The sequence below is a fragment of the Falsiruegeria litorea R37 genome (assembly GCF_900172225.1).
GTDB lineage: Bacteria > Pseudomonadota > Alphaproteobacteria > Rhodobacterales > Rhodobacteraceae > Falsiruegeria > Falsiruegeria litorea.
In genome coordinates this window covers 915,621-941,737 of record NZ_FWFO01000001.1, presented here as the reverse complement: position 1 = coordinate 941,737, position 26,117 = coordinate 915,621, and the positions used below count along the sequence as shown (strand labels likewise).

General features: G+C 58.4%; 21 protein-coding genes and 2 pseudogenes. 11 read left to right on the top strand and 12 right to left on the bottom strand.

Translation table 11 applies throughout. The features are described 5' to 3' along the window. Positions 1-329 precede the first annotated feature (329 nt). Positions 330-1,274, top strand: a complete 945-nt coding sequence (locus tag TRL7639_RS04660; RefSeq protein ID WP_110647102.1) for a diguanylate cyclase — start codon at positions 330-332, stop codon at positions 1,272-1,274. A gap of 42 nt (positions 1,275-1,316) precedes the next feature. Here TRL7639_RS04660 and TRL7639_RS23280 read toward each other — a convergent pair. Next, positions 1,317-1,487 (bottom strand): annotated as a pseudogene (locus tag TRL7639_RS23280) (IS5/IS1182 family transposase); the annotation flags it as partial. A gap of 107 nt (positions 1,488-1,594) precedes the next feature. Between TRL7639_RS23280 and TRL7639_RS23545 the strand changes: the two are divergent. After that, positions 1,595-1,963, top strand: coding sequence for an SDR family oxidoreductase (locus tag TRL7639_RS23545; RefSeq protein WP_085794605.1), 369 nt, complete (start codon positions 1,595-1,597; stop codon positions 1,961-1,963). Here TRL7639_RS23545 and TRL7639_RS04650 read toward each other — a convergent pair. Then, positions 1,874-2,692 carry a helix-turn-helix transcriptional regulator gene (locus TRL7639_RS04650; RefSeq protein ID WP_085794604.1) on the bottom strand — a complete coding sequence of 273 codons (819 nt, stop codon included), beginning with the start codon at positions 2,690-2,692 and terminating at the stop codon, positions 1,874-1,876. The two genes, TRL7639_RS23545 and TRL7639_RS04650, sit on opposite strands and share 90 nt — an antisense overlap. 157 nt (positions 2,693-2,849) lie before the next feature. Here TRL7639_RS04650 and TRL7639_RS04645 point away from each other — a divergent pair, with 157 nt between their 5' ends. The 6 genes from TRL7639_RS04645 to TRL7639_RS04620 all read left to right on the top strand — a co-directional run bounded on the left by TRL7639_RS04645 (position 2,850) and on the right by TRL7639_RS04620 (position 10,435). Next, positions 2,850-4,451 carry an ABC transporter substrate-binding protein gene (locus TRL7639_RS04645; protein WP_085794603.1) on the top strand — a complete coding sequence of 534 codons (1,602 nt, stop codon included), beginning with the start codon at positions 2,850-2,852 and terminating at the stop codon, positions 4,449-4,451. A gap of 74 nt (positions 4,452-4,525) precedes the next feature. After that, the gene (locus tag TRL7639_RS04640) at positions 4,526-6,598 is read left to right on the top strand and encodes an oxidoreductase (protein WP_085794602.1); all 2,073 of its coding nucleotides are present in this window, start codon (positions 4,526-4,528) and stop codon (positions 6,596-6,598) included. Between the two features lie 10 nt (positions 6,599-6,608). Continuing rightward, a complete protein-coding gene (locus TRL7639_RS22775; RefSeq protein WP_165759750.1) occupies positions 6,609-6,995 on the top strand; it encodes a cupin domain-containing protein in 387 nt (128 codons plus the stop codon). A 24-nt stretch (positions 6,996-7,019) separates the two neighbouring features. Beyond that, positions 7,020-7,976: an ABC transporter permease gene (locus TRL7639_RS04630; RefSeq protein ID WP_085794601.1), complete on the top strand. Its 957-nt coding sequence runs from the start codon at positions 7,020-7,022 to the stop codon at positions 7,974-7,976. Between the two features lie 12 nt (positions 7,977-7,988). Further along, complete coding sequence (locus TRL7639_RS04625) at positions 7,989-8,807, top strand: ABC transporter permease (protein ID WP_085794600.1); 819 nt, start codon at positions 7,989-7,991, stop codon at positions 8,805-8,807. A gap of 14 nt (positions 8,808-8,821) precedes the next feature. After that, the gene (locus TRL7639_RS04620) at positions 8,822-10,435 is read left to right on the top strand and encodes an ABC transporter ATP-binding protein (RefSeq protein ID WP_085794599.1); all 1,614 of its coding nucleotides are present in this window, start codon (positions 8,822-8,824) and stop codon (positions 10,433-10,435) included. Between the two features lie 48 nt (positions 10,436-10,483). Here TRL7639_RS04620 and TRL7639_RS23540 read toward each other — a convergent pair whose 3' ends face one another. The 3 genes and pseudogenes from TRL7639_RS23540 to TRL7639_RS04610 all read right to left on the bottom strand — a co-directional run bounded on the left by TRL7639_RS23540 (position 10,484) and on the right by TRL7639_RS04610 (position 13,524). Then, positions 10,484-10,735: an integrase core domain-containing protein gene (locus TRL7639_RS23540; protein ID WP_370808936.1), complete on the bottom strand. Its 252-nt coding sequence runs from the start codon at positions 10,733-10,735 to the stop codon at positions 10,484-10,486. An 8-nt stretch (positions 10,736-10,743) separates the two neighbouring features. Beyond that, a pseudogene (locus TRL7639_RS23535) lies at positions 10,744-10,917 on the bottom strand (IS3 family transposase); the annotation flags it as partial. Between the two features lie 324 nt (positions 10,918-11,241). Further along, a complete protein-coding gene (locus TRL7639_RS04610; protein WP_085794597.1) occupies positions 11,242-13,524 on the bottom strand; it encodes an adenosylcobalamin-dependent ribonucleoside-diphosphate reductase in 2,283 nt (760 codons plus the stop codon). A gap of 130 nt (positions 13,525-13,654) precedes the next feature. Between TRL7639_RS04610 and TRL7639_RS04605 the strand changes: the two genes are divergently transcribed. Further along, complete coding sequence (locus tag TRL7639_RS04605; RefSeq protein ID WP_085794596.1) at positions 13,655-14,086, top strand: DUF1489 family protein; 432 nt, start codon at positions 13,655-13,657, stop codon at positions 14,084-14,086. A gap of 2 nt (positions 14,087-14,088) precedes the next feature. On the opposite strand, the gene TRL7639_RS04600 is transcribed toward TRL7639_RS04605, so the two are convergent. Then, on the bottom strand, positions 14,089-14,865 hold the full coding sequence (locus tag TRL7639_RS04600) for a cyclase family protein (protein ID WP_085794595.1): 777 nt from the start codon (positions 14,863-14,865) through the stop codon (positions 14,089-14,091). A gap of 142 nt (positions 14,866-15,007) precedes the next feature. Between TRL7639_RS04600 and TRL7639_RS04595 the strand changes: the two genes are divergently transcribed. Then, the gene (locus TRL7639_RS04595) at positions 15,008-15,721 is read left to right on the top strand and encodes an HpcH/HpaI aldolase family protein (RefSeq protein WP_165759749.1); all 714 of its coding nucleotides are present in this window, start codon (positions 15,008-15,010) and stop codon (positions 15,719-15,721) included. 6 nt (positions 15,722-15,727) lie between these two features. On the opposite strand, the gene TRL7639_RS04590 is transcribed toward TRL7639_RS04595, so the two are convergent. The 5 genes from TRL7639_RS04590 to TRL7639_RS04570 form a co-directional block, all read right to left on the bottom strand. Then, positions 15,728-16,954, bottom strand: a complete 1,227-nt coding sequence (locus tag TRL7639_RS04590) for an HlyD family secretion protein (protein WP_085794593.1) — start codon at positions 16,952-16,954, stop codon at positions 15,728-15,730. Next, the gene (locus TRL7639_RS04585) at positions 16,947-17,285 is read right to left on the bottom strand and encodes a hypothetical protein (protein ID WP_085794592.1); all 339 of its coding nucleotides are present in this window, start codon (positions 17,283-17,285) and stop codon (positions 16,947-16,949) included. The genes TRL7639_RS04590 and TRL7639_RS04585 overlap by 8 nt, the downstream gene beginning before the upstream one ends. A gap of 119 nt (positions 17,286-17,404) precedes the next feature. Further along, positions 17,405-20,191: a formate dehydrogenase subunit alpha gene (gene fdhF / locus TRL7639_RS04580; protein ID WP_085794591.1), complete on the bottom strand. Its 2,787-nt coding sequence runs from the start codon at positions 20,189-20,191 to the stop codon at positions 17,405-17,407. A 13-nt stretch (positions 20,192-20,204) separates the two neighbouring features. After that, entirely contained in the window at positions 20,205-21,908 is a 1,704-nt protein-coding gene (locus TRL7639_RS04575) for an NAD(P)H-dependent oxidoreductase subunit E (protein ID WP_085794590.1), read from the bottom strand. 85 nt (positions 21,909-21,993) lie between these two features. After that, entirely contained in the window at positions 21,994-22,875 is an 882-nt protein-coding gene (locus TRL7639_RS04570) for a LysR family transcriptional regulator (RefSeq protein ID WP_085794589.1), read from the bottom strand. 204 nt (positions 22,876-23,079) lie between these two features. Between TRL7639_RS04570 and TRL7639_RS04565 the strand changes: the two genes are divergently transcribed. Continuing rightward, positions 23,080-24,633, top strand: coding sequence for a class I adenylate-forming enzyme family protein (locus tag TRL7639_RS04565; RefSeq protein WP_085794588.1), 1,554 nt, complete (start codon positions 23,080-23,082; stop codon positions 24,631-24,633). 140 nt (positions 24,634-24,773) lie between these two features. Here the strand turns inward: TRL7639_RS04565 and TRL7639_RS04560 are convergent, their stop codons facing one another. Next, positions 24,774-25,964, bottom strand: coding sequence for an aromatic ring-hydroxylating oxygenase subunit alpha (locus TRL7639_RS04560; protein WP_085794587.1), 1,191 nt, complete (start codon positions 25,962-25,964; stop codon positions 24,774-24,776). Positions 25,965-26,117 lie beyond the last annotated feature (153 nt).

The window sequence follows — 26,117 nt, the reverse complement described above, 5'->3', positions numbered from 1 at the left end:
AGCGTTTCTAGTCCCGCACAACTTGTCGGCTCATTACTTGAGGGCCGATTCGTTTATCCTTCACCCAGGTTCGGAACCCATTAATTCGTCAAACTCAGCGTATGACCGCAAGCTCTGCGCGTTGATCATACGTTTCGGAAAAGACAATGACTGGCTGCCAGATGAGGAGCGGAATGGGCGCTTAACTTCAGCACCGCCATACTGACGCTCGAACCGTCGTGCAATCATTGCCCGCGTGAGGTGCCCCGCTCGATTTTCGGTTTGAGCATCTTCAGCACTAATTTACAATTTCCCGCCATCTTGCCCCTGGGTGAATTAAGGAGCGGGAAGTGAAAGTCGAAACATTATTGCTGTCCAAGAGATCGGCTGACGTTAAAGGGGTCAGTCCTGATTTCACTTTACGGGAGACCGCTCAACTGTTGCTTGAGCACAGGCTTGGCGCCTTGGTCGTCACCGATGACCATAACAATTTGATTGGCATCGTATCTGAGCGAGACCTAATCCCAGTTGTCGCCAGCCTGGATGCGTCGGCGTGCAATCAGCGTGTCTCAGAGGTAATGAGCACGTCTGTCGTATCCTGTAGTCCCGAGGACGAGGTGGCGTTTGTCCTGCGGTTGATGAATGAGCATTCGTTCCGGCACATGCCAGTGCTTGAGGACAAGAAGCTGGTCGGAATTCTGAGTATCCGAGAACTGACAAAAGCATACGACCTGCTGCAGATCGAAGCGAACACTGATCCTCTGACCCAAGTATCGAACCGTCGGCCCTTTCTCAAAACGCTTGAGGCAAACTTTCAGAGTGCCGCCAAAATTGGCCAACCGCTTTCCGTTGCCATGCTGGATGTGGATCACTTTAAGCGCATCAATGACACCTATGGTCACGACGCGGGCGACAAGGTTCTACAGCAACTGTCCAGGATGCTGATCAGAGAGTTCCGCACAATTGACCTTGTTGGCAGGCTCGGCGGTGAAGAATTCGCTCTGGTGTTCCCTGAAACAGATCTTTCAGGCGCATTCATTGCATGCGAACGCTTGCGCAAAAACGTAATGCAGCAGGAAATCAAGACAGATGGCAACAGAATCTGCCTGACCGTTAGCATTGGGCTTTCTGCACTCGGCGCGGATTCGGTTGACGGGGCATCGCTGCTTAAGCAGGCAGACGAGTTGCTCTATGTGGCAAAACACAAAGGGAGAAATCAGGTGGTTGTCGATGGAAATCTTGATATCTCGACCATTTCCAAAACGTCGATGTCTTGGGTTGGAGAAAACCAGTAGCTTACAGTCGGGCTTTCCAATCAATAGATGATGCTTGCTGCGAGCGATTGCTGAAAGGGGAACCCTAGGACAGCAGTCATAGTGGGCTGCGACGTGCTTCTGCTGCTTGAGCGTGCCAAATATGATTTCGATCCGGTTGTGGCGTTTGCACATGCGTTTATCGTATGTGACCGAGGTCTTGCGTTGCCCTCTGCCGGGGATGCAGGCACGAATTGCGCTTCAAAGGCGGGTCTTTTGGCCTTGGCAGAAGTGTGCGTCCCGAGTGTGCTGCGCATGGGATCACCTGCGTCAGTGTCAGCCCGACAGGGATATAGGCGGAAATGCTAAAGTCCCTTTTGGATCAGACCACCGAAAAATCCGGGATACGGCGTGCCGATGTCTATGCAAGCCATGCGGCGTCCCCCCCTAAGAGAACCCTTGCGCAACCTGAAGAGATTGCAAATCTCAACGCATTTCTTGTCAGTGACGCGGGCAGCGCAATCACAATGGAAGATTTCCGGGTGAACGCAGGGAAGAACTGGCACGGCCCAGCCAATGTATGTTTGAGGCCGCAAGTGTTGCCGCACCCACAACACAAAACGACACGAATGGGCCTTCGTTTATTCAACCGGCCTGGCCGTCAACACATCAAACGCAGGATCCAGATGGTTATCAAGCAATGGCGCGATACCCGAGGGAACATCTTGTGAATTTGGCAGATACAAGCCACACGCCCCCAGTGCCTTACGCAGGTCGATATTGTTACCGATCTTGTTGTAAATTACCCGCGCCACAGTGGGGTCGCGCCGCGATGCGCTGGAAGACCCCATGGTCAAACCCGATAGTTTCGTCGCCTGACTACGATAGGTCCCATAGAGAATAGTCAGGGCCATTTCCCCGGCCGACATAGTGCTGGTTTCAGCGATGAACAGACGCTCGGCTTTCATCGTCACGAGACCCCGGTATTTGAAAACGAACCGGTGGCCAGTCACCGGATCCCGCAACCGTTCGATGGTTTTGGACAGCACCTGTCCGTCCTGTTCATACAGGTGCACCAGCGTTTTCATGATCTTGCCCTGCCACCCAAACGAGTAGAAATAGGCATGATGATAGCCCAAATAGGGTCTGAGCCGCCGTAAGTCGGGCGAAAAAGCCTCGTTCACCAGTTTGTTGACCTGGTGGTCGGACGCGCTTGTCAGCGGCAGGTTCACATAATTGCGTTGGAACTCGGCCTTGGACCAGGACAACGCCCCTGGCTCCAACCCAAAATGCACTTCGATCTTGCGCGTGTTGTGGGGGGACGGGCGGGTTTGCCCGGAAAGATAGCGGGCAAACTGCTGCCGGTTGATCGACAGTTTGCGACACAGATCGGAAACAGATGCTTCTCGTGTCACGATCATCTTCAGATTGGCGCTGAATGGGGCGTCCTGGTCCGTCACTTTTTTCCAAATCCCCGCAAATTCTTTAGCTAGTTTTCGCTAAAAGAGATCTTTCGCTAAAACAAGCTAAAACTAGCGAAATCCACATTGTGTGCCCGTTTATGGAAGTGTCCCCAGCAGAACATGGTCAGCGACCAGCAAGATGGGAGGACATCAGATGCCAGATTATACACGGTTCGAATTTCTAAAGCGCGAACTGTCCGAGAACCGGTTGTCGCGGCGCGGCTTTCTGCAACAGGCCAGTGCGCTAGGGCTGATGGCAGCTGTGCCCGCTGGGCTAATTGGCAGCCAGGCACAGGCGGCGACGCCCAACAAGGGCGGTAATTTCCGCATCGGCGTCGGCGGCGGCTCAACCACCGACTCGTTGGATCCGGCCACCTATGCAAACGCTTTCTCGCAAACGCTGGGGTCGACGATTCATTCATCGCTGACCGAAGTGGGCACTGACAGCACCCTGCAATCCGCAGTCGCCGAAAGCTGGGAAGCCAGTTCTGACGCCACGGCATGGACCTTCAAGATCCGCTCGGGTGTCACTGCGCACAATGGTAAGACCATCGACGCAAATGACGTGATCGCATCGCTCAATCACCACCGGGGCGAAAGCACCTCGTCTGCCAAGCCTTTCCTTGATCCGGTCACGAACATCTCGGCCCCCGATGCAAACACCGTTGTGATCGAGCTGAACGGCGGCAACGCGGATTTCCCGTTCATTCTGTCCGACTTTCGCCTGGTCATCATGCCATCGGACGGCGGCAGCGTCGAAGTCGCCGCGCGTGATGGTATCGGTGTTGGTCCCTACAAGTTGGAAAGCTTTGACCCCGGCGTCCGTGCCCGCACCAGCCGCAATGACAATTTCTATGGCGACGGTCAGAACTTTGACTCGGTTGAATTCATCACGATTGCCGACAGCACCGCGCGCACCAATGCGTTGGTGTCAGGCGATGTGGATTACATCGACCGGGTGGATCTGAACACGGTGCACCTGCTCAAGCGGCAGTCGGGCATCACCGTTCAAGAGGTCAAGGGGATGCAGCACTACACGCTGCCGATGAACATCACCACGAACCCGTTCACAGACAATAACATCCGTCTGGCGCTGAAGCATGGCATCGACCGAGAAGCCGTCGTCAAAACCGTTCTGCGTGGCTATGGCTCGGTGGGCAACGACCACCCGATTTCCTCGGCCAACCGGTTCTTTAACAGCGAGCTGGCGCAACGCACCTATGATCCGGACAAGGCGAAGCACTATCTGAAACAGGCTGACCTGGACTCGTTGACCGTGGGCATTCACCCCTCGGACGCAGCCTTTGCCGGCGCAGTGGACACAGCGGTTCTTTATAAAGAGCACGCGGCCCCTGCAGGTATCACTCTGGACGTGGTGCGCGAGCCGGCGGATGGTTATTGGTCCAACGTTTGGATGAAAAAGCCCTGGTCGTTCTCATACTGGAATGGCAGCCCGATCGAAGACCGCACGCTGACCACCGCTTATGAGGGCGGCGCGGCCTGGAATGAATCCTTCATGGATTTCCCGGACTTCAACGAGCTTCTGGTCGCGGCGCGGTCCGAGTTGGACACCGCCAAGCGCAAGGACATGTATTGGCAACTTCAGGCGATCCTGAACGAACGCGGTGGATCGGTCATCCCGATGTTTGCCAGCTATGTTTCGGCGCATTCCAACAAGGTAGCGCACGCCGATCAGGTGGCAAAACACGCGGATATGGATGGCTATAAAATCGCCAACCGCTGGTGGTTCACCTAATAAATCCCCGACTGTGGCGGCGTTGGGCTTGTCCCGCGCCGCCCTCTTTTTCTCTGGCGCAAAAGGGTTCCTGTATGAGCCTGGCGAAAGCCCATTCCCTATTGTTTGAACCGGTACAGATTGGCCCGGTCACGGCCCCGAACAGATTATATCAAGTGCCCCATTGCAACGGCATCGGGGATGCCGCGCCTCATGTGATCGCTGCGATGCGGGGAATGAAGGCCGAAGGTGGATGGGGTGTGGTCTGCACCGAAAACCTGATGGTCGATGCCTATAGCGACATCGCCCCTTTTGCCATGCAGCGACTGTGGGATGCAGGGGATGTCGATGTGCAGCGCCTCACCGTGGATGCGATCCACGAACACGGCGCGCTGGCGGGATGCGAGTTGGCGCATTTCGGCATGGCAGCCAGCAACCGCATCAGCCGCGAGCTCCCGATGGGGCCATCCTCACGTCCGATCCTTGAGGCGATCGATCCACGCCAGTCGCGGGTAATGGACAAAAGCGATATCAAGGCGTTTCGCCGCCGTCACCGCGAGGCCGCGATAAGGGCGCGCGAGGCCGGGTTCGATATCGTTTACCTGTATTGCAGCCACGAAAACTCGATCCTGTCTCAGTTCTTCTCGCCCTACCTGAATGACCGCTCGGACGAATACGGCGGATCGCTGGAAAACCGGATGCGGCTGTTTCATGAGGTCTTGGCGGATACCAAAGATGCGGTGGGGGACCGTTGCGCTGTCGCGATCCGTTTCTCGGTCGCGCAGTTGCAGCGGCACCGGATCATTGAACGGGACGAGCTGCGCGACATCGTCGAAGCGACTGCAAACATGCCCGACCTTTGGGATGTTAACATCAATGACTGGGGTCATGACAGCGCCACCTCGCGCTTTGCGGGCGAAGGGCATCAAGAGGATCTGATCTCGTTTGTCAAACAGGTGTCTGACAAGCCGGTGGTCGGTGTGGGCCGCTTTACCTCACCCGATACCATGGCCGGTCAGGTCCGGCGCGGTGTGATGGATCTGGTCGGCTGTGCGCGGCCCTCGATTGCCGATCCGTTCCTGCCAGAAAAAGTGCGGACCGGCCGAGTGGACGAAATCCGCGAATGCATTGGCTGCAACCTGTGCATTTCGGGCGAGAATTCATTCACGACCATGCGTTGCACCCAGAATCCGACAATGATGGAGGAATGGCGCCGTGATTGGCACCCCGAGATCGTGTCACGCATTGGATCTCCCGAAAACGCGCTGATCGTCGGATCTGGCCCTGCGGGGCTCGAGGCGGCGCTGGTCTTGGCCAAACGCGGCTATGACGTGGCGGTCGCCGAGGCCGCGAGTGATTTTGGTGGCCGGATCCGGCGCGAAAGCGCGCTGCCGGGGCTGGCCGAGTGGATCCGCGTGCGCGAACACAGGCTGTTGCAGCTACGACAGATGGCCAACGTGGATCTGTACCATTCCTCTCTGCTTGGGGCAGAAGATGTGCTGGACTTTGGTTTTGAAAACGTGGTTCTGGCCACCGGCGCGCGCTGGCGGGCCGATGGGGTTGGGCGCAGTCATTACCGCCCGCTGGACCTGCCTCCGGTACTGACGCCCGATGACGTGATGGACGGCAACCAGGTGTCAGGCCATGTGGTGATCTATGACGATGACGGGTCGTATCTGGCGGCCGCACTGGCCGAACAGCTTCTCAAACAGGGCGCGACGGTCGAGATTGTAACCCCGCATGAAACTTTTGCTCGCTGGACCCGGCTGACACTGGAACAGCGCCGGTTGCGGGCACGGATGGTCGAGCGCGGTGTGTCCGTGTCGCAAGAGTTCACCCTGTCTGACGCCACGCAGGGCCAGTTCACCTTTGTGGATGGCTTAACGGGGCAAAGCGTCACGCGCGAGGGCGATCACCTGCTGATGCTAACCAGCCGCCGACCGGATAGCGCGCTGTTTGATGCGCTGACGCAACAACCGCTTGCCGAGGCCGGGATCAACTCCGTGACCCCCATCGGCGATTGCGTTGCGCCGGGTCTGATCGCCCACGCCGTTTTTGCCGGGCACCGGCTGGGTCGGGAAATCGGGCAGGCCGCACAGGACGTGTCCTATGCCCGTGAACGCTTTTCTTTGAACAGACAGGCCGCCCATGCGGATGCGGCAGAATGAAGGACAACTCATGACCGAACAGAACATCCCCGTCATCCGCCTGCATCCTGATGGCGACGGCGCCACCTTCAACCCGTGGCAGGACGTCACCCATGACGGCGTGATCGAGGGCACCCCACAGGACCGCAACCTGATCTACTTCGACCAGTGCCGCGACATGGCCGGGCGCTCGCGGGTGGGCATCTGGGAAAGCACGGCCTATGCCGAGCAGATCACCGACTATGCCGCGGATGAATTCATGGTCGTGCTCGAAGGCAGCTGCACCATCATCGACGCGGCGGGCCACGAAGAAGTGTTCGAGGTCGGTGACAGCTTTTTCATGCCCAAAGGTTTTAACGGGATTTGGCGGCAAGAGGGGCACATGAAGAAGTATTTCATGATGTTCCTTGCCGACTGATCCGGACAAAGGGGGGACTTCGCCATGCATGCACTGATGAAAATGATCCTGCAGCGATTGGGGATCGGGTTACTGACGCTGTTTGTTGTCTCCCTTCTGATCTTTGGCGCGGTCGAGATGTTGCCAGGGGATCTGGCACAGGAGTTGCTGGGACAAGGTGCAACCGAAGAGACTTTGGCCGAGCTTCGCGAACAACTCGGCCTTAACCAGCCTGCCTACCAACGGTATGTAAACTGGCTCGGGGGCGCGATTCAGGGTGACTTTGGAACTTCATTGGCCAATGGCCGTGATATTGGCGAATTGATCGGAAACCGGTTCGTGAATACGATCAAACTGGCGATCTATGCCGCTGTCATTGCGGTGCCAATTGCCATCACACTGGGTCTGCTGGCCGCGCTGTATCGCAACACGATCTTTGATCGGGTGGTGAACATATTCACGTTGGCTTCGATTTCGTTCCCCGAATTTTTCGTGGCCTACATCCTGATCCTGATCTTTTCTTCGAAACTGGGTCTGTTTCCGGCGCTTGCCGCTATTGAAGATGGCGCTCCATTCACTGAATTCCTGTACCGGGGCTTTTTGCCCGCGCTGACGCTGACGCTGGTTGTTACTGCGCACATGATGCGGATGACCCGGGCATCAATCATCAACCTTCTGGCGCAACCCTATATCGAGATGGCAGGGCTGAAAGGCATGAAACGACTGCGTGTGATCGTCAAACATGCGCTGCCAAATGCGTTGGCCCCGATCATCAACGTCGTGGCGTTGAACCTGGCCTATTTGATCACTGGCGTGGTGCTGATCGAAGTGGTGTTTGTCTATCCCGGTCTTGGACAGTTGCTGGTCGATAGCGTGGCCAAGCGCGACGTGACTGTGGTGCAAGCCGCCTGCCTGATCTTCGCCACCGTTTATATCCTACTGAACCTCACTGCGGATGTGCTGTCGATTGCGACCAACCCGCGCCTGATGCACCGCAAATAGGGGGCCGCGCTGATGTGGAAAGACCTGAAAAAAGCGCCACCAACCGCCTGGTTCGGCATCCTGACCGTGGCGTTCTATGTCATCGTGATGGCCTTCGCGCCGGTTCTCGCTCCGTTTGGCGAGACCGAGATTGTGGGCTCTGAATTCGAACCCTGGGGCGCGCCGTATTTACTGGGTACCGACAATCTGGGCCGCGATATGTTGAGCCGACTGATCTATGCGGCGCGCAACACCGTGGGGATCGCGCTTGTCACCACTGCGTTGGCCTTTCTGCTGGGTGCAGCGATGGGGCTTCTGGCAACGACCATGGGGGGTTGGATCGATCAGATATTCTCGCGCATTGTCGATGTGCTGATGTCAGTGCCGTCGCTGATCTTTGCGCTGCTGCTGCTGACCATCTTTGGCACATCAATCGTTTCGGTGGTGCTGGTGATCGCTGTACTGGATTCGACGCGGGTGTTCCGGCTTGCGCGGGCGGTGTCGATGAACGTGATCGTGCTGGATTTTGTCGAGGCGGCTCAGCTGCGCGGAGAAGGTCTGGTCTGGATCATCCGCAAAGAGATTTTGCCCAACATCATGCCGCCGCTGGTGGCCGAATTCGGATTGCGCTTCTGCTTTGTATTCCTCGCCATCTCGGCCCTGTCTTTTCTGGGGCTCGGCCTGCAGCCGCCAACCGCCGATTGGGGCTCGATGGTGCGCGACAACGCTGCGCTGATCACCTTTGGTGATGTCACACCATTGCTGCCTGCCGCTGCCATCGCCCTGCTGACCATCGCAGTGAATTTTATCGTGGATTGGATGCTGCATCGCGCATCCGGGCTGAAGAGCTAAAGAAGGAGAGAAACATGAGCGAACAACTCCTGACCATCCGCGATCTGCGCATTGAGGGAAACACCGGTGATGACTGGATCGAGATCGTACATGGCGTCGACATAGATCTGAAAAAGGGCGAAGTGTTGGGCCTGATCGGGGAATCCGGCGCCGGTAAATCAACCATTGGCTTGGCGGCCATGGGCTATTGCCGGGATGGGTGTCGCATCTCGGGCGGAACCATCAACTTTGACGGGGCGGATTTGCGCGCCGGCAGCGCCGAGGATTTGCGCGGTGTGCGCATCGCCTATGTGGCGCAATCAGCAGCGGCGTCGTTCAACCCGGCCCACAAATTGATCGACCAGTACTGCGAAGGCCCGGTTGTGCACGGTGTCATGAACCGCAAACAGGCCGAAGAGGAAGCGGTCGAGCTGTTCGAGAAACTGCAACTGCCCGAACCGCATCAGATCGGCTTTCGCTATCCGCATCAGGTCTCGGGCGGGCAATTGCAACGGGCGATGACCGCCATGGCAATGTCTTGTCGCCCCGATCTGATCATCTTTGACGAGCCGACTACGGCGCTGGACGTCACCACACAGATCGAGGTGCTCAGCGCGATCCGCGACATCGTACGCGAATACAACACTGCCGCAATTTACATCACCCACGATCTGGCCGTGGTGGCGCAGATGGCCGACCGGATCAAAGTGCTGCTGAAAGGGGATGAGGTCGAAGAGGCTGACACCGTCACCATGCTGTCGGCCCCGAAACAGGACTACACCAAATCACTCTGGGCCGTGCGCTCGATGGAGGCCCAGCCGAAACCAGCCCCGGCGGCGAATGCGGTGCCCATTGTGCGGGTCGAAAACGTGACTGCGGCCTATGGCGCGACGCCCGTGCTGGAGAATGTGAGCTTTGACATCCATGCGGGGCGCACCGTGGCCGTGGTGGGTGAAAGCGGGTCTGGCAAGTCCACTACGGCGCGGGTCATCACCGGCCTGCTGCCTCCGCGCGATGGCCGCGTTCTGTTTGACGGTCAGGAGATGCCGGGTCACTTTCGCAGGCGTAGCAAAGACCAGCTGCGCAAAGCCCAGATGATCTATCAGATGGCCGACACAGCACTTAATCCCAAACAAACCCTGGGTGAAATCATTGGCCGCCCTGTGCAGTTCTATCTGGGCCTGCGCGGGCGCGCCGCCACCGAACGGGTTCGGGCGCTGATGGATCAGATCGAGCTGGAACCGGATCAGTATATCAACCGCTATCCAACCGAACTGTCAGGTGGCCAGAAGCAGCGCATCGGCATTGCCCGCGCCTTGGCGGCAGAGCCGGAATTCATCGTTTGTGACGAGGTGACTTCGGCGCTTGATCAATTGGTGGCCGAGGGGATTTTAAAGCTTCTGGACAAAATCCAGCGCGAAATGAACCTGGCGTATATGTTCATCACCCACGATCTGGCCACTGTCCGCGCCATCGCCGACGAGGTGGTCGTGATGCAGAAGGGCCGCGTTGTCGAACAGGGGCCCAAGGTCGATATGTTCACCCCGCCACATCATCCCTATACTGATTTGCTGCTGAGTTCGGTGCCTGAGATGGACCCAAACTGGCTCACTGGACTTCTTGAGGCACGTGGTATCAGTGCAAGCTAAGGTTCTGATAAAAGTGGTCAGTGAAAACTGATCGTACCGTGCCCAGCCTCATTTCAATGGACCATTTCGGATTAGAGTTTCGGGCATTGGTGGGCGCATGTTGAGGGCCTGATGGGATCGGGTGTGGTTGTGTTGTTCCAGCCAGCAATTGATCGCGATCTGTGCCTGCCCGGTGTTTGTGAACCATTCGGAATCGAGAACCTCGCGGCGGAGCGTTCCGTTGAGCCTTCGTTGTCCCCGTTCTTCTGGGGTGAACCCGGGAGGATCCGGGTCGGTCTTACCCCAACTCTCTCGAGACAGCGCTGAGTAACCTGTGATGCAACTTCCGGGCCGTTGTCGCTTCGGACGAACTCTGGCTGTCCGTGGCGCAAGAACAGCCCATAGAGTACCTCCAGCCCATCTTCAGAACCCATGCGGTTCCAAACTTCTGCGGCAAGTGCCTGGCGGGTGTAACGACAGACACATTCAAAACAGAAGGCAATGTCCTGAGGGTGATATGTGACGTTGTCGCAGGCATGACCGGCGCCAGTTCGTTGAAGACTAATAAAGGCTTGTCTGCTCCTCGGCTTGGATCGGTGTTTGATAAACTCTGAAGCAACGCTTCAACTATCTGAGTTTAGCTGAGCCTTGCGAGGCTAAGAAGACTTGATGTGAAGCCACTCAACTCATCACGACACATCCCAGAAAATAGAGAGCCACCGCCCCTTTGAGGGCGGTGGCAAACTTTTAGTGGTCAAAATTGCAGTTTAAGCTGGTCAAATTGCAAACTGATGCGAGCTTTCACAAGAATTTGAGCCCATGCCGGGTCAGCCACACTTGGAATGCCCGCAACTGCGGCAGGTCATGCAGCCTTCGATCATGACCAGGTCAAACTGGCCGCAGCTGGGGCAGGCCTTGCCGCGGTTTGTGTCGGTGTTGACCACCTGCGCCTGCGGATCGGACTTCAAGCCCATGCCCTCGCCCTCCAAGAACCCGATCGCCACCATGTGTTGCTCGATCACACCACCAATCGCCGCCAGGATCGAAGGGATGTATTTGCCCTGCACCCAGGCCCCCCCGCGCGGGTCAAACACGGCTTTCAGTTCTTCTACAACAAAGGAGACATCGCCACCACGTCGGAACACCGCCGAAATCATCCTGGTCAGTGCCAGCGTCCAAGCATAGTGCTCCATATTCTTGGAATTGATGAACACTTCGAACGGGCGACGACGGCCGCCGATGATGATGTCATTGATGGTCAAGTAGATTGCATGCTCACTGTCAGGCCATTTGAGCTTGTAGGTCGAGCCCTCAAGCGACTGCGGGCGATCCAGCGGTTCTGACATGTAGATCACATCGCCGCCTTCGACTTCGTGCGGGGCATCAGCACTTTCGCCCGGCGCCTTTTCCGAACTTTCCGATACGGTCAGAACGGACCCTGTGACGTCATTCGGGCGGTAGGTCGTGCACCCTTTGCAGCCCTGATCCCAAGCCTGCATGTAGACGTCCTTGAACGCATCGAACGAGATGTCTTCGGGGCAGTTGATGGTTTTTGAGATCGAACTGTCGATCCACTTCTGCGCAGCGGCCTGCATCTTGACGTGATCGGTTGGGGCCAAGGTCTGGGCGTTGACGAAGTAGTCCGGCAACTCCTTGTCGCCGAACTTGTCGCGCCACAGCTGCACGGCATAATCCACGACCTCTTCTTCGGTGCGCGAACCGTCCTTTTGCAGTACCTTGCGGGTATAGGCGTAGGCGAAGACTGGCTCGATGCCCGAGCTGACATTGCCCGCGTAAAGCGAAATGGTTCCGGTTGGTGCGATCGACGTCAGCAAAGCGTTGCGGATGCCGTGCTCGCGAATTGCCTCGCGCACGTCGTCGTCCATCGCCTGCATTGTGCCGCTGGCCAGATATTTCTCGGCATCGAACAAGGGAAACGCCCCCTTTTCCTTCGCCAATTCCACCGACGCCAAATACGCGGCGCGGGCGATCGCGTGCAACCAGCGCTCGGTCTGACGCGCCGCCTCGTCCGAGCCATAGCGCAGGCCCAGCATCAACAGCGCATCGGCAAGGCCCGTGACGCCCAGACCAATCCGGCGTTTGGCTTGCGCCTCGGCCGCTTGTTCGGGCAGCGGGAATTTAGAGGCATCGACCACGTTGTCCATCATGCGTACAGCGGTGGCGACCAATTCCTGCATCGCGTCAGGGTCAAGCTCGGCGTCCTTTTCGAACGGGTTCTTGACCAAACGGGCCATGTTGATCGACCCGAGCAGGCATGCGCCATAGGGCGGCAGAGGCTGCTCACCACAGGGGTTGGTCGCGGCGATGGTCTCCACGTAACTCAGGTTGTTGGCTTTGTTGATCCGGTCGATAAAGATCACGCCCGGCTCGGCATAGTCATATGTGGCCTGCATGATCTTGTTCCACAGATCACGGGCCTGAACCGTGTGATAGACCTTGTCGCCAAAAACTAGCTCCCAAGGACCGTCCGCCTTTACGGCCTCCATGAAGGGATCGGTGACCAGGACCGACATGTTGAACATGCGCAGGCGCGCCGGGTCGGATTTGGCAGTGATGAACTGCTCGATGTCCGGGTGATCGCAGCGCATGGTGGCCATCATCGCGCCACGACGCGAGCCCGCGGACATGATGGTGCGGCACATCGCGTCCCAGACATCCATGAACGACAGCGGGCCCGATGCATCGGCCGCCACGCCGTGTACATCCGCGCCCCGCGGACGGATGGTCGAGAAATCATAGCCGATCCCCCCACCCTGCTGCATGGTCAACGCCGCCTCTTTCAACATGTCAAAGATGCCGCCCATGCTGTCGGGCACGGTGCCCATGACAAAGCAGTTGAACAGGGTCACCTGACGCGCGGTGCCAGCACCGGCGGTGATACGGCCAGCTGGAAGGTATTTGAAATCTTCCAGAGCCCCAAAAAACCGCTCTTCCCAATGCGTCGGATCTTTCTCGACCCGGGCCAGATCACGGGCGATCCGTCGCCAGCTGTCCTCGACGGTTACGTCGATGGGCGTTCCATCCGCCTGCTTAAAGCGGTATTTCATATCCCAGATTTGCTCGGCGATGGGGGCGGCAAAGCGGCTCATTGGCTGATTCCCTGTCTTGGAAGAGGCGTACAGATTAAACCAATTGTGATGACATCCACAACACCTTGATGACTGCAACCATCAAGCTACAATATGAAGTTGAAACCGGGGACGACTCTGTGGGCAAGCTGTGAATAAGTACGTAAATCTCATCAAACTCTCGGTCGGGACGGAATCGCCCGAGACGCTTGATGCCTGGCAGCAAAGCCGCGCTGCCCAGACCGAAGACGGATTACCCCGCCATGTCACCCGCATGTGGCCCAAGCGTGAGGCCGAGATTCTCAATGGCGGCTCGATCTATTGGGTCATCAAAGGCGTCATCCAATGCCGTCAGAAAATCCTGCGAATGGATGAAGTCATAGGCTCGGACGGCATTCGCCGCTGTGCCATCGTACTAGATCCCCAGCTGCACCGAACCCAGACGGCCCTGAAACGCCCATTTCAGGGCTGGCGCTACCTAAAACCAGAAGATACCCCGCCCGATCTGCCCAAGGGGCGTACGCAGGATGACCCGATCCCGGACGAGTTGAACAGGGCGCTTGCCGAGATCGGCGTGCTCTGAACTCAATCCTCGAAAATCGCCACAGCCCGAATGAACCCGGCTGAGGCGCCTTTGATCTTGAACGGAAAGCACGAGATTTCGAACCCGTTGGGTGGCAGGCCCTCAAGGTTCGACAGCTTCTCCATATGGCAATAACCAATGTCCATCGACGCCCTGTGCCCCTCCCAGATGATTGAAGGGTCACCGGATTTGGCATAGGTCTGAGCCGTCAACGGAAACGGCGCATCCCAGCTCCATGCATCAGTGCCAGTCACCCGCACACCCCGTTCGGTCAGATAAAGCGTTGCCTCACGCCCCATGCCGCAGCCCTTCATCAAGTAATCAGGCTGGCCGTAGTGCGCTCCTGCTGAAGTGTTGACCACAACAATGTCTAGCGGCTGCAAATCGTGACCGACCCGCGTCAATTCTGCTTCAACATCTGCCGCAGTCACCACATAACCGTCATCAAAATGGCGAAAGTCCAGTTTCACGCCGGGGTTCATGCACCATTCCAATGGCACCTCGTCGATGGTGATCGCCCTCTGACCGTTGTTCATGGTCGAATGGTGGTGATAGGGCGCGTCCAGATGGGTGCCATTGTGGGTGGCGATCTTCAACCGCTCAATGGCCCAACCTTCACCACCCGGCAAATCCTCACGCGTCAGACCCGGAAAAAACGACATGACCTGCCCGGCAGTCTGATCATGGCTCAGGTACTCGATCTCGGGCAGCATGATGGGCGGGTCGGACACGATGCCCATTTCCAAAGGGACAGACAGATCGACAAATCGGCGCGGCATAAGGGGGGCTCCTGCTCTGGCGTTTGGCCGCACATTAACATGATCCTCGGGATTGTCTTTTTTCGTGTTAAGCTCTTCGGAATTGATTGGAGGAATTTGAATGCCAAGTTTCAAAGACAGGCTGAACAACAGCACAGACTGCATGACAATGAACATCGCGACCATCCCCTCGGCGGTGGTGACCCAAGCCATGGCCGCAGCCGGATCGGACGGGGTGATTATCGACATGGAGCATGGTGCCATCGACTATGGCACAGCTCACGCCATGATCGCCGCCACTCAAGGCACAGAGTGCGCGCCACTGGTCCGCCTGCCCGAAATTGACACGGCTCTGGCCAAGCGAGTGCTGGATTTGGGCGCCGAGGGGTTGGTTTTCCCGTTGGTCCGGACACCGCAGGATGCAGAGCGCGCTGTTGCATCCATGCGGTATCCGCCAAACGGAAACCGGGGGTTTGGCCCATTCATCGCCCATTCCCGCTGGCAAACCGCTCTGCCTGAATACCCATCGAAGATAGAGGATCAGCTTGTCTGCTGCCTACTGGTCGAAACCCGCGACGCGGTGGACAACATCGACGCCATCTGCGCTGTACCGGGCATTGACCTGTTGGTCCCTGCCCTGTTCGACCTATCCACGGATCTGGGCCACATGGGTCAGTTCGATCACCCCGAGGTGGTCGAGGCTCTCGCTCGGGTCGAAGCCGCCGCCAACGCTGCGGGCATACCGCTTGGCAACGCAGCACTGAACGGGGATCAGGCCAAGGGGCTGGTGGCGCGCGGCTATCGGGTCATCGCGGGCTTTGATGTCTTGTGGCTCAAGGAAAAGGCGGCGCAAACCCAAAGCTGGGTCGCCGGTTGAACCGAATTACGAGAAAACCAGCGCCTTGACCGGCAACACGATCGCCTGCGCTCGTAAAACGATGGCGTTGGCGATGCCCATGCCGTCGACCAGCCGAGCGATGAAAGCCGAGAAGCCCTTGATCTCTCCGGCTTCGATTTCTTTTGCACGGCTGGTGTAGGCGACGCCGACGCAGGCGCTGCCGGGTGGGATGTCTTGCAAGTGCGCGGGAAATATCGGAGCAAGGAACACCGTCACAGTCCCCGGTCGCACCCGGTCCTGTTGGTCCAACAACGCATCGCCGGGGCGGAACTGTCCGGCGGCAATTGCGTTTTGTACGTCGCCGACGACCATCGGAATGATGGTCAACGGTTTTGCAGGACAGGTAATTTCCACCAGCATCCCAGGCTTCACCACGCTCGCCGAGATCTGACCAAAAGCTGCAATGAAACGCCCCTGCCCTGTGACATCAGGAACCAGAACGCCAGCCGGTCGCAGGATCGGGTTCACGATGTCTCCGGGTTTGAGCAGGAATTGCTTCACCGTCCCATCCACTTCGGCAAAAACCGTGGACTTCGCGATCTCATTCTCGGCTTCCTGCAATGTGGCGCGTGCGGTTTCGCGCTGTGCGGGGAGCAAGATTGTCTGGCGAAGTTTTGCGCCATCCAGCGCCGCCGTGGCAGCCGCCTGTTGGCTTTCGGCACGGGACACGGCGGTCTGCAACCGCTCCAACTCTTGCTCGCTGACCGTGGAATTATTCCGCTCGGCCAAGGATTGGCGACGATCCAGGTCATCACGCGCCTGGTTCAGGTCGGCAGTGGCGCTACTGAGACGAGCTTCAGCCGCTGCGATCTCTGTAGTCATCAGCCCAAGGGCCGCATCAATTTCGTCAATGCGGCGTCGTGCGGTTTCGGCTGCCGCCTCTTGCCGCGTGGTGTCCAGGCGAAAGATCGGGTCGCCCGCTTTTAGCTGGTCGTTGTTCTGCACATAGACCTCTGCCACCCGGCCTGCGCGGTCGGACAGCACAGTCACGGTGCGAAACGCGGCCGAAACATTGTGGGTCGAGGGGTGAAAGTAGAAGATCACGGTGATCAGGGTCACAGCCAGAATTGCGCAGGCCGTCAGGCCCCATCGCAGCTCATACCAAACGTTGAAGAGCGTGATCTCATGCCCCCAACGTTTGCCCTGTTTGTAATGGCGATACAGGTAGTCAGGCACAATCGTGATCAGGGCCGAGAAGATGAGTTCAAGCATCGTCTTCCCCCGTCACGGTTCCTGAAATGTGGGACGGGAATATCTCGTGCAACGGCACCGCTGCGATCAGTATGGCAGCGATCCAAAAGGCATTGTTCAGTGTAAAGAGCGATATCAGACCCAGCACCCCAACCAGCTGCATCTGCACCTTGTGTGCGCCAGACGCCATCCGGTCCGGGATCGCCTGGATCGTGAAGTAAAGCGCGCCAAAGCCCAGCAAAACAGCCACTAGAACGCATCCGACGACGATCAGGAAACCGTCTGTCTCACCCGGCGGTGTTACCCAAAAAGGCAGTCGCGCCAGGGCCTCATCAGAAATGGAACTGCTCAAGGGTCGCCTCCAGTTTCATAACGATACCAGAGGACTATAGACACGATCACGCTATCAGATCAACGAAACCGCATATGTTTGGGGTGCAGGCGACCCATATGGATCGCCTGCGCCGTCAATCATTCCGCCGCGATGGCGTCTTCGATCTTTTCGACGCGGATCGCCGAGAACTTGAACTCGGGGATCTTGCCATAGGGGTCGATGGCCGGGTTGGTCAGGATGTTCGCCGCCGCCTCGACATAGGCAAACGGAATGAACACCATATCCTCGGCAATCGCCCGGTCAGCCCGCACCATAATGTCGATGGAACCGCGACGGGTGGTCAAACGCACCATCTCGCCCGGCTCAACCCCCATCAGTTTCAGGGTGCGCGGGTTCATCGAGCAGTTGGCCTCGGGCTCCACCGCGTCCAGAACCAGCGACCGGCGGGTCATCGACCCGGTGTGCCAATGCTCCAGCTGACGGCCAGTGGTGGCGATCATCGGATACTCTTCGTCCGGCGCCTCGTCCGGCGGGATGACGCTGGCAGGCGTGAACTTGGCCCGACCTTCAGCACGCGGGAAGCCATCACCAAACACGATCGCCTGACCGGGGTCGGTCTCATGCAGCGACGGATAGGTAATGGTCTCGGTCTCAAGCCGCTCCCAGGTGATGTTGTCGAGCGAGGCCATGGTCTGCTTCATCTCGTTGAACACCTGAGACACATCCGTGTAATCCCAGTTCAGCCCAATGCGCTGCCCCAGTTCCACAGTGATCGCCCAATCCTCGCGCGCCTCACCCGGAGGGGCCACGGCAGGACGCACACGCTGCACCTGACGGTTGGTGTTGCTGACGGTGCCGTTCTTTTCATAGAGCGCAGAGGCGGGCAGGATGATGTCGGCGTAGTTCGCCGTCTCGGTCAGGAAGATGTCCTGCACGATCATCAGGTCCAGATTGGCCAGAGCCGCCCGAGCGTGATCGGCATCCGGGTCGGACATCGCCGGGTTTTCACCCTGGATGTACATGCCCTTGATGTTGCCCGCATAGGCTTGATCGATGATCTCGGTCACGGTCAGACCCTTCTCGTTCGAGAAGTCGCGATCATCCTCCCAGACAGAGTTGAACTTGGCACGAATGCTATCGTCCATCACCGACTGGTAATCCGGCAGGAACATCGGGATCAGGCCCGCATCGGACGCACCCTGCACGTTGTTCTGGCCGCGCAGCGGGTGGAGACCTGCGCCTGGCTTGCCGACGTTGCCGGTCATCAGAGCCAGCGAGATCAGGCAGCGCGAGTTGTCGGTGCCGTGGATGTGCTGGCTGACACCCATGCCCCAGAAGATAAGGCCTGCCTTGGCGTTTGCGAACGTGCGTGCAACACGACGCAGCTGCTCGGGCTCGATGCCACAGATCGGCGCCATCGCTTCGGGCGTGAACTGGCGCAGGTGCTCTTTCTCGGCTTCCCAGTTCTCGGTCCAGCGGTGGATGTACTGGCTGTCATACAGTTCTTCCTCGACGATCACATTCATGATCGCGTTGAGCATCGAGACATCCGCACCGGGACGGAACTGCAGCATTTCGTCGGCGAACTTGCGCATGCCAACGCCGCGCGGGTCCATGACGATCAGCTTGCCGCCACGCTTGGCGAACTGCTTGAAATAGGTCGCGGCAACGGGGTGGTTTTCGATCGGGTTCGAACCGATGATGATCGCCACATCCGCATTCACGATCTCGTTGAAGGTCGCGGTCACAGCGCCCGAGCCCACATTTTCGATCAGCGCCGCAACGGATGAAGCGTGGCACAGACGGGTGCAGTGGTCGACGTTGTTGTGGCGGAAGCCCTGGCGGATGAACTTCTGGAAGAGGTAGGCCTCCTCGTTGGTACATTTCGCTGAGCCAAAGCCAGCAACCGAACGCGGGTCTTCTTCGCGCAGCGCTTTGAGCTTGGTGGCGGCCAGGTCCATCGCCTCTTCCCACGAGGCTTCGCGGAAATGGGTCGACAGATCGCCGGGATCGACGTTCAGCCCTTTGGCCGGTGCATCCTCGCGCCGGATCAGTGGCTTGGTCAGGCGATGCGGGTGGTGGATGTAGTCAAAGCCGAAGCGGCCTTTGACACACAAACGGCCTTCGTTTGCCGGGCCGTTGATGCCCTCAACGTATTTGACCTTGCCGTCCTTGACCTTGAGCGAGACCTTGCAGCCCACGCCGCAGAACGGGCAGACGCTTTCGGTTTCGCTATCGTAGTCCTTACTGTCACCCTTTTGCTGGCCATCCAGGACTGTGGCAGGCATCAGGGCACCCGTCGGGCAGGCCTGAACACATTCGCCACAGGCCACACAGCTTGACGCACCCATCGGGTCGTTCTGGTCGAACACGATTTCAGCGGTATGACCACGACCGGCCATGCCGATCACGTCGTTCACCTGCACTTCGCGGCAGGCCCGGACGCAGAGGTTGCAATTGATGCAGGCGTCCAAATTGACGCGCATCGCGACGTGGCTGTCATCCAGCAGCGGGATTTTATCCGCCTCTTTGGCGGGGAAGCGGCTGTCGCTGACATCATTCAGCTTGGCCATGTCCCAGAAGTGGCTGGATGTGTCGTGCGGCTGTTCGGGCTGGTCAGCAACCAGCAGCTCCATCACCATGGCGCGCGACTTCTCGGCGCGGTCGCTGTCGCTCTTGACGACCATCCCTTCGGCCACGGGACGGATGCACGAGGCGACCAGTGTGCGCTCGCCTTCTACCTCAACCATACAGGCACGGCAGTTGCCGTCGGGGCGATAGCCCGGCTGCGGCTTGTGGCACAAGTGCGGAATTGTGAACCCCTGCCCCTTGGCGGCTTCCCAGATGGTCCAGCCCTCGGGCACGGTGACATCTTCGCCGTTCAGGTTGAAGGTGACGGTCTTGGTTGGGCTTGCGTCTAGCATGGCTCTGTCTCCCTCAGATTTCGTCAGCAAAGTGTTTCATGACCAGGCGGATCGGATTCGGAGCCGCCTGCCCCAGACCACAGATCGAGGCATCGCCCATGACCTGGCACAGGTCCTCGAGCAGGTCCTGATCCCACTTGTCGGCCTGCATCAACTTGACCGCCTTTTCGCAGCCAGCCCGGCATGGCGTACACTGGCCGCAGCTTTCGTCTTCGAAGAAGCGCAGCATGTTCAGCGCCGCATCGCGGGCGGTGTCCTGATCGGACAGAACCACAACCGCAGCCGAGCCGATAAAGGTGCCAAGCGGTTGCAGAGTGTCAAAGTCGAGCGGGACGTCGTCGATGCTAGAGGGGAGAAGGCCCGACGACGGCCCGCCCGGTTGATACGCCTTGAATGCATGGCCATCAGCCATACCCCCCGCCGCATCAATCACGTCAAGAATGGTCGACCCTGCGGGCAGCAGGAACACACCCGGGTTCGCAACACGACCCGAGACCGAGTAGCTGCGCAGCCCCTTGCGGCCATTCTTTTCAACAGAATTCAGGATCTGCGGCCCCTCGCGGCAGATCTTTGAGACCCAATAAAGCGTCTCGACGTTGTGAACCAGCGTGGGCCGGTTGAACACGCCGACCTGCGCCACAAATGGCGGGCGGTGGCGCGGCAGGCCCTTTTTGCCCTCGATGGATTCGATCATCGCGGATTCTTCGCCGCAGATGTAGGCACCGGCGCCCCGGCGCAGGTCGATGTAACCGGGCTCGACAATCCCCGCAGCTTCAAGCGCCGCAATTTCGGTGGCGAGAATTTTCAGCACCGCCGGATATTCGTCGCGCATATAGATGAAGCAAGTTTCGGCCTCGACCGCCCAGGCAGCGATCAACATGCCCTCAAGGAAGACATGCGGCGTGCGCTCCAGATAATAACGGTCCTTGAAGGTGCCCGGTTCGCCCTCGTCGCCGTTCACGGCCAGGTAGCGCGGCCCTTCGTTCATGCGAACAAAGCCCCATTTCTTACCCGACGGGAAGCCCGCACCGCCCAGACCCCGCAGGCCCGAGGACAGGACATCATCCTGCACCGCTTCCCAGTCGCCGCCTTCGCGCAGCTCTGTCAATTTGGCATAGCCGCCTTCAGCCACATAGGCGTCGTAGGTTTCGTAGTCGGGGATATGGGCGTGGGTGTCATCCGCCGCAATCGCCGCCTGCACCTTTTCAGGTGTGGCGTTATCGATGTGGTTGTGGCCGATCTCAAGCACCGGGGCAGTGTCGCAACGGCCCATGCAGGGCGCGCGGAGGACGCGGACCTGAGTGGGATCAAGGCCATCTTCAAGCGCCTTTTGCAACTGCGCAGCCCCAGCCATTTCGCACGACAGCGAGTCGCAGACGCGGATGGTCAGAGCGGGTGGAGGCGTCTCGTCTTCTTTCACCACATCAAAATGCGCGTAGAAGGTAGCGGTCTCATAAATCTCAGCCTGCCCCAGACGCATCTCAACCGCCAAAGCGGCAATGTGGTCGGCGCTGATGTGGCCATGGGCATCCTGGATCAGATGCAGAAATTCAATCAACAGATCCCGGCGGCGTGGGCGATCGCCCAACAGGCGCGTGATCTCTGCCTGCGCTTCATCCGAAAACTGACGGCCTTTGGGCGTGTGCCGCCCTTTGCCTTTACCTGACTTCCAAACGCCCTTGGGTGCGTTTGATGGCTTGGTATCTAATGGTGCCATGATGCCCTCCGATTGACGCTCCGTCTCTCATCAGAATAGCATATCGTCAAATCGCAAATCGCAATCACACGATAACGACACCTTATCACCGTAAAGACGTCACCACGCGCCTCAATGCGGCAACCGTTGGCAGTTCCGGGTCACGCGTCAGCGTGGCCAAGCAGATGGGCTTGCTGACCTCGGGCGCAATCAACGGCAAGACCCTTGTGCCCTTTAGGTTCCCCAAAGCGCGCACCAAGACACGCGGCACCACCGTTGCTGCCAACCCTTCGCGCGCCATGACCATCGAGGCGGTAAACCCGCTGCTTTCCGCAACCACCTGAGGATGCAGGCCAAGTTCGGCAAAGATGCGATCCAGAATGCGCCGGTTCTGCATCTGAGGCTCAAGCATCGAAAGTGGAAACTCGGCCACGCGCGCCCAGGGAATTGGTCCCGTTTCGCTGGTCATGTGCTCGGGAACAAGCAGGACATAGGTCTCTTCATAGAGTGGCTGAACCGAACGAAGATCTGTACCGATGCTGTCACCATAGGTAACGCCCGCATCAATCGTGCCCTCGTCCAACCGCTTCTGGATTGTGGCCGAGGACATGGAATCGATGCGCGGCACGATCTTTGGGTGCGCCTGATGCAGTCGCCTCACCAACCGGCCGGTAAAGGCCAAAGCCGTGGGAATCACCCCCAGGACCAAGGTTCCTGTGATCTCACCCTTGACCGCCAGCACCTCTTGCTCCAGCGCTTTGGTGTCCAACAGGATGCGCCGCGCCCGTCGGACGATCATTTCGCCCTCTTCGGTCAGCCCCTGAAACCGATTGGCGCGCTTGACGATGGAGACACCCAACCGGTCCTCGAGATTTCGGATCCGCATGGAGAACGCAGGCTGCGAAATCCCGCAATCCTCGGCCGCCTTGGCAAAGTGCCGATGCCGCGCTAACGCGCTAAGCAATTCCAGGTCTCGTAATTCGATCACGGGTGCAGTCTCCGGGGCGGATCTGCCCCCTTTCCGGATCATAGCGACATTCAGGGCGGCGAAAAGCGTTGCATTGCATGGCCCTATGCAAAGGCACGGTCTGTCTCAAAAAAGAAATTGACAAATGCGGTTGTCCACATGGATGCTATAGCGAACGTTCACTAACTTGCCTTGCGGCAAGATATCAGGATTGCACGGACAGACATGCTGACGCTAGGCGAATTGATCAACCGAAACGCGCGCAACTTTGGCGACCGCGAGGCCTATGTCGAGATTGACCGCCGCCGCACTTGGCGGGAATTGGATCAGCGCACGGATGCGCTTGGCCGCGTTCTGCGGGGTTGGGGCGTGCGCCCTGGCGATCGGATCGGTGTGATCCTGAAAGACAGCATCGAGGTGGTCGAAACCATCGGGGCCTGCGCCAAGGCGGGCGCGGTTCGGGTCGGGTTGAACTATCGCCTTGCCCCGCCCGAGTTGGGCGCGTTGATCGACGACGCCGGTGTAGATCAAATCTTTGTCCAGGCGGAACTGGTCGATGGGGCCAAAGAGGCGCTGGCCCATTCGGATCGACAGCCGCGCCTGATCGGCATTGGTGGCGGACACGATCTGTCAGACGACTATGAGGCCCTGATCGCCGAAGGCACGGCAGACGAACCACTCAGCCTGTCGCAGCACGAGCGACTGATGATCTGCTACACCACCGGATCAACCGGCCTGCCGAAAGGCGCAATCTATCCGCATCGCCAGATGATCGAATCCATGGCCGCCATTGCTCTGTCCGAAGGGGCCACGCCCGATGACGTCTGGCTGCACGCGATGCCCGCCTCAGGCGTGCCGATCATGCATCTGCTGCGCAACATCTTTCACGGCAACACCTGCGCAATCATCGGCGAATGGGATGCGGAACGGGCCCTGCAATTGATCGAACGCGAGAAATGCTCGATCTGCGTCCTGGTGCCGACGATGCTCAACAGCCTGCTGAGTTCCGGCCTGATCGGCAAATACGACGTCTCGTCCATGCGCCAGCTCGGCTATGGCTCGGCCCCGATCCCGCCCGCCACGGTGCGCGAGGCCGTGCAGGCCTTTGGCTGTTCGTTCCTGCAGATGTATGGCACGACCGAGTTGATGGGCATGTCGATGATGCTGACAGCGACCGACCATGACCTTGCCTTGAACGCCGATCACAATTGCCTCGCCAGTGCCGGCCGCCCGCTCTATTTTGTAGAAACCCGGATCATCGACGACGAGGGCAACGATCTGCCCCAAGGCAAGGCCGGAGAGCTGCTCATCCGCACGCCCTACGTGATCCCCGGCTATTGGAATCAGGACGTGAAATATACCGAGACGGTGCGCGATGGCTGGCTCTACACTGGTGACATCGCCGCGCAGGACGCCGAAGGGTACGTCTATCTGATGGATCGGGCCAAGTTCCGTATCAAATCGGGTGGCTACAACATTTTCCCGGTCGAGATCGAAAACTGCCTGGCCGAGCATGAGGCGGTGGATGAGGTCAGCGTCTTTGGCCTGCCCGATCCCAAATGGGGCGACCGCATCCATGCGACCGTGACACTGGTTGATGGCCAGACCACCACAGGCGAAGAGCTGCGCGCGTTTTGCCGGGGCAAGATCGCCAACTTCAAGATTCCAAAGGACATCGAGATCTGGGACAGCCTGCCAAAAGGGCCGACCGGAAAGATCCAAAAGCGTGAGATCATCGAGGTCTGTACGCGCCGCGAGAAGACACACGCCACTCAGTGATATCTCGCGAAGGCGCGGTGGTTTCTCCCAACCATCGCGCCGCTGGAACCCCGAAACTTGCGCCCGCCCCTGGGCGCATTTTTTTGTTCTAAGGGAAGCGGGCCGGATCCGTGACGATCCGACCCGTTGTCGTCTTTAACTCACTCTTCTGGCACGTAGTTCCGAACACACTGCTGGAAGTATGTCAGCGGCGATTCCGCACCCGGTCCGCTGGCCAGTTGACCTACAGAATATTTAGGAGACTGCAGCGAACGCTGCATTTTTTCGGCGACATATACATCCTCGGTCTGGAAATCACCGGTTTCCAGCGGGTGCACCTTCCAATGCGAGGATTTGATAGTGCCGGTTGTCTTGTCATAGCCCGGGACGTGCTTGAGCCCACCCATTGCCTTTAGTCGTGCCTTGGGCATCCAGCTCAGGACTTCCAGGCGTGTGGTGTTCGGCCCGGTCGGGTGCATGATCGACAGCGAGAAGGAATAGGGCGACGTCACCACCAAGGTGGTCGGGAACATCGCATAGACGCCGCCATACCCATGCTCGCCTGCGTGAACGAGCGGCTTGAGCCGCATCTTTTGCAGTTGCTGTGCAACGTACTGCGGGATCCGGCTTTTGATGTTTTCCTGTTCGGTCGAATACCAAACCTGGTGATCGCCATGCGGCTCCCAGACGTTCTTTTCCGGGTGGGGGCCGCCCAACGTGTGTTCATGCAGGTAAAGCAGGTGATAACCGTCAATGGCGTTCTCGAAGAAAACCTTCCAGTTGCACTCCATCTCGTAGACGATCTTTTCCTGCGCCTGCACCAACTCGGGGTTGTTCAGATCATGCGGCCAGACCACCTCGGGGATGGTGCTCAGGTAGGCATCAAAGCTGAGATCAGGTTCCGGGCTGACAAAGACCAGGCCTTTGAATTCCCCCACTGACGCAGGGTGCAGGCCGTTTTCCTTCTTGTCAAAATCCGGGAACAGCGCCTTTTGATCCGGCACACCGCGCAGCGCGCCATCCAGACCGAATGTCCAGCGGTGATAGGGACAAACGATGGTTTTACCCTTGTTGCCACAGCCACGATCCACCAGCTCGGTTCCCCGGTGGCGGCAGATGTTGTGGAACGCGCGCAGCTCGCCATCCGATCCGCGAATCACAAACAAGGTGAAGGTCCCGACCTGGGCCGTCATATAGTCACCGGGGTTGGCTACATCCTTGGCGAGACCTGCGAATCCCCAGGTCTTGGCGAACAATTCCTTCATTTCACGGTCGAACCATTCCTGCGAGGTATAGGCCTCACGCGGCAGGATCTGGGTGGCGTGTTCTGGCATAGAGCAATCTAAAGTCACGAGAATCTCCTCTCTCTTCTCAGCGGGCGCGCGTCTTTATCCATTTACTATCATGAATGACAAACTATCGCCTTTGACAAGTAATTCAACCTGTGTCTAAATTCAAGATATCATGAACGTTCACTAACCTCAAAACAATCAACTATGAAAATA

Excerpts from the sequence above, each read along its gene's own strand:
- TRL7639_RS23545 (WP_085794605.1), top strand. The coding sequence starts at position 1,595 with ATGCTAAAGTCCCTTTTGGATCAGACCACCGAAAAATCCGGGATACGG.
- TRL7639_RS04645 (WP_085794603.1), top strand. The coding sequence starts at position 2,850 with ATGCCAGATTATACACGGTTCGAATTTCTAAAGCGCGAACTGTCCGAG.
- TRL7639_RS04640 (WP_085794602.1), top strand. The coding sequence starts at position 4,526 with ATGAGCCTGGCGAAAGCCCATTCCCTATTGTTTGAACCGGTACAGATT.
- TRL7639_RS22775 (WP_165759750.1), top strand. The coding sequence starts at position 6,609 with ATGACCGAACAGAACATCCCCGTCATCCGCCTGCATCCTGATGGCGAC.
- TRL7639_RS04630 (WP_085794601.1), top strand. The coding sequence starts at position 7,020 with ATGCATGCACTGATGAAAATGATCCTGCAGCGATTGGGGATCGGGTTA.
- TRL7639_RS04625 (WP_085794600.1), top strand. The coding sequence starts at position 7,989 with ATGTGGAAAGACCTGAAAAAAGCGCCACCAACCGCCTGGTTCGGCATC.
- TRL7639_RS04620 (WP_085794599.1), top strand. The coding sequence starts at position 8,822 with ATGAGCGAACAACTCCTGACCATCCGCGATCTGCGCATTGAGGGAAAC.
- TRL7639_RS04610 (WP_085794597.1), bottom strand. The coding sequence starts at position 13,524 with ATGAGCCGCTTTGCCGCCCCCATCGCCGAGCAAATCTGGGATATGAAA.
- TRL7639_RS04600 (WP_085794595.1), bottom strand. The coding sequence starts at position 14,865 with ATGCCGCGCCGATTTGTCGATCTGTCTGTCCCTTTGGAAATGGGCATC.
- TRL7639_RS04595 (WP_165759749.1), top strand. The coding sequence starts at position 15,008 with ATGACAATGAACATCGCGACCATCCCCTCGGCGGTGGTGACCCAAGCC.
- TRL7639_RS04590 (WP_085794593.1), bottom strand. The coding sequence starts at position 16,954 with ATGCTTGAACTCATCTTCTCGGCCCTGATCACGATTGTGCCTGACTAC.
- fdhF (WP_085794591.1), bottom strand. The coding sequence starts at position 20,191 with ATGCTAGACGCAAGCCCAACCAAGACCGTCACCTTCAACCTGAACGGC.
- TRL7639_RS04575 (WP_085794590.1), bottom strand. The coding sequence starts at position 21,908 with ATGGCACCATTAGATACCAAGCCATCAAACGCACCCAAGGGCGTTTGG.
- TRL7639_RS04565 (WP_085794588.1), top strand. The coding sequence starts at position 23,080 with ATGCTGACGCTAGGCGAATTGATCAACCGAAACGCGCGCAACTTTGGC.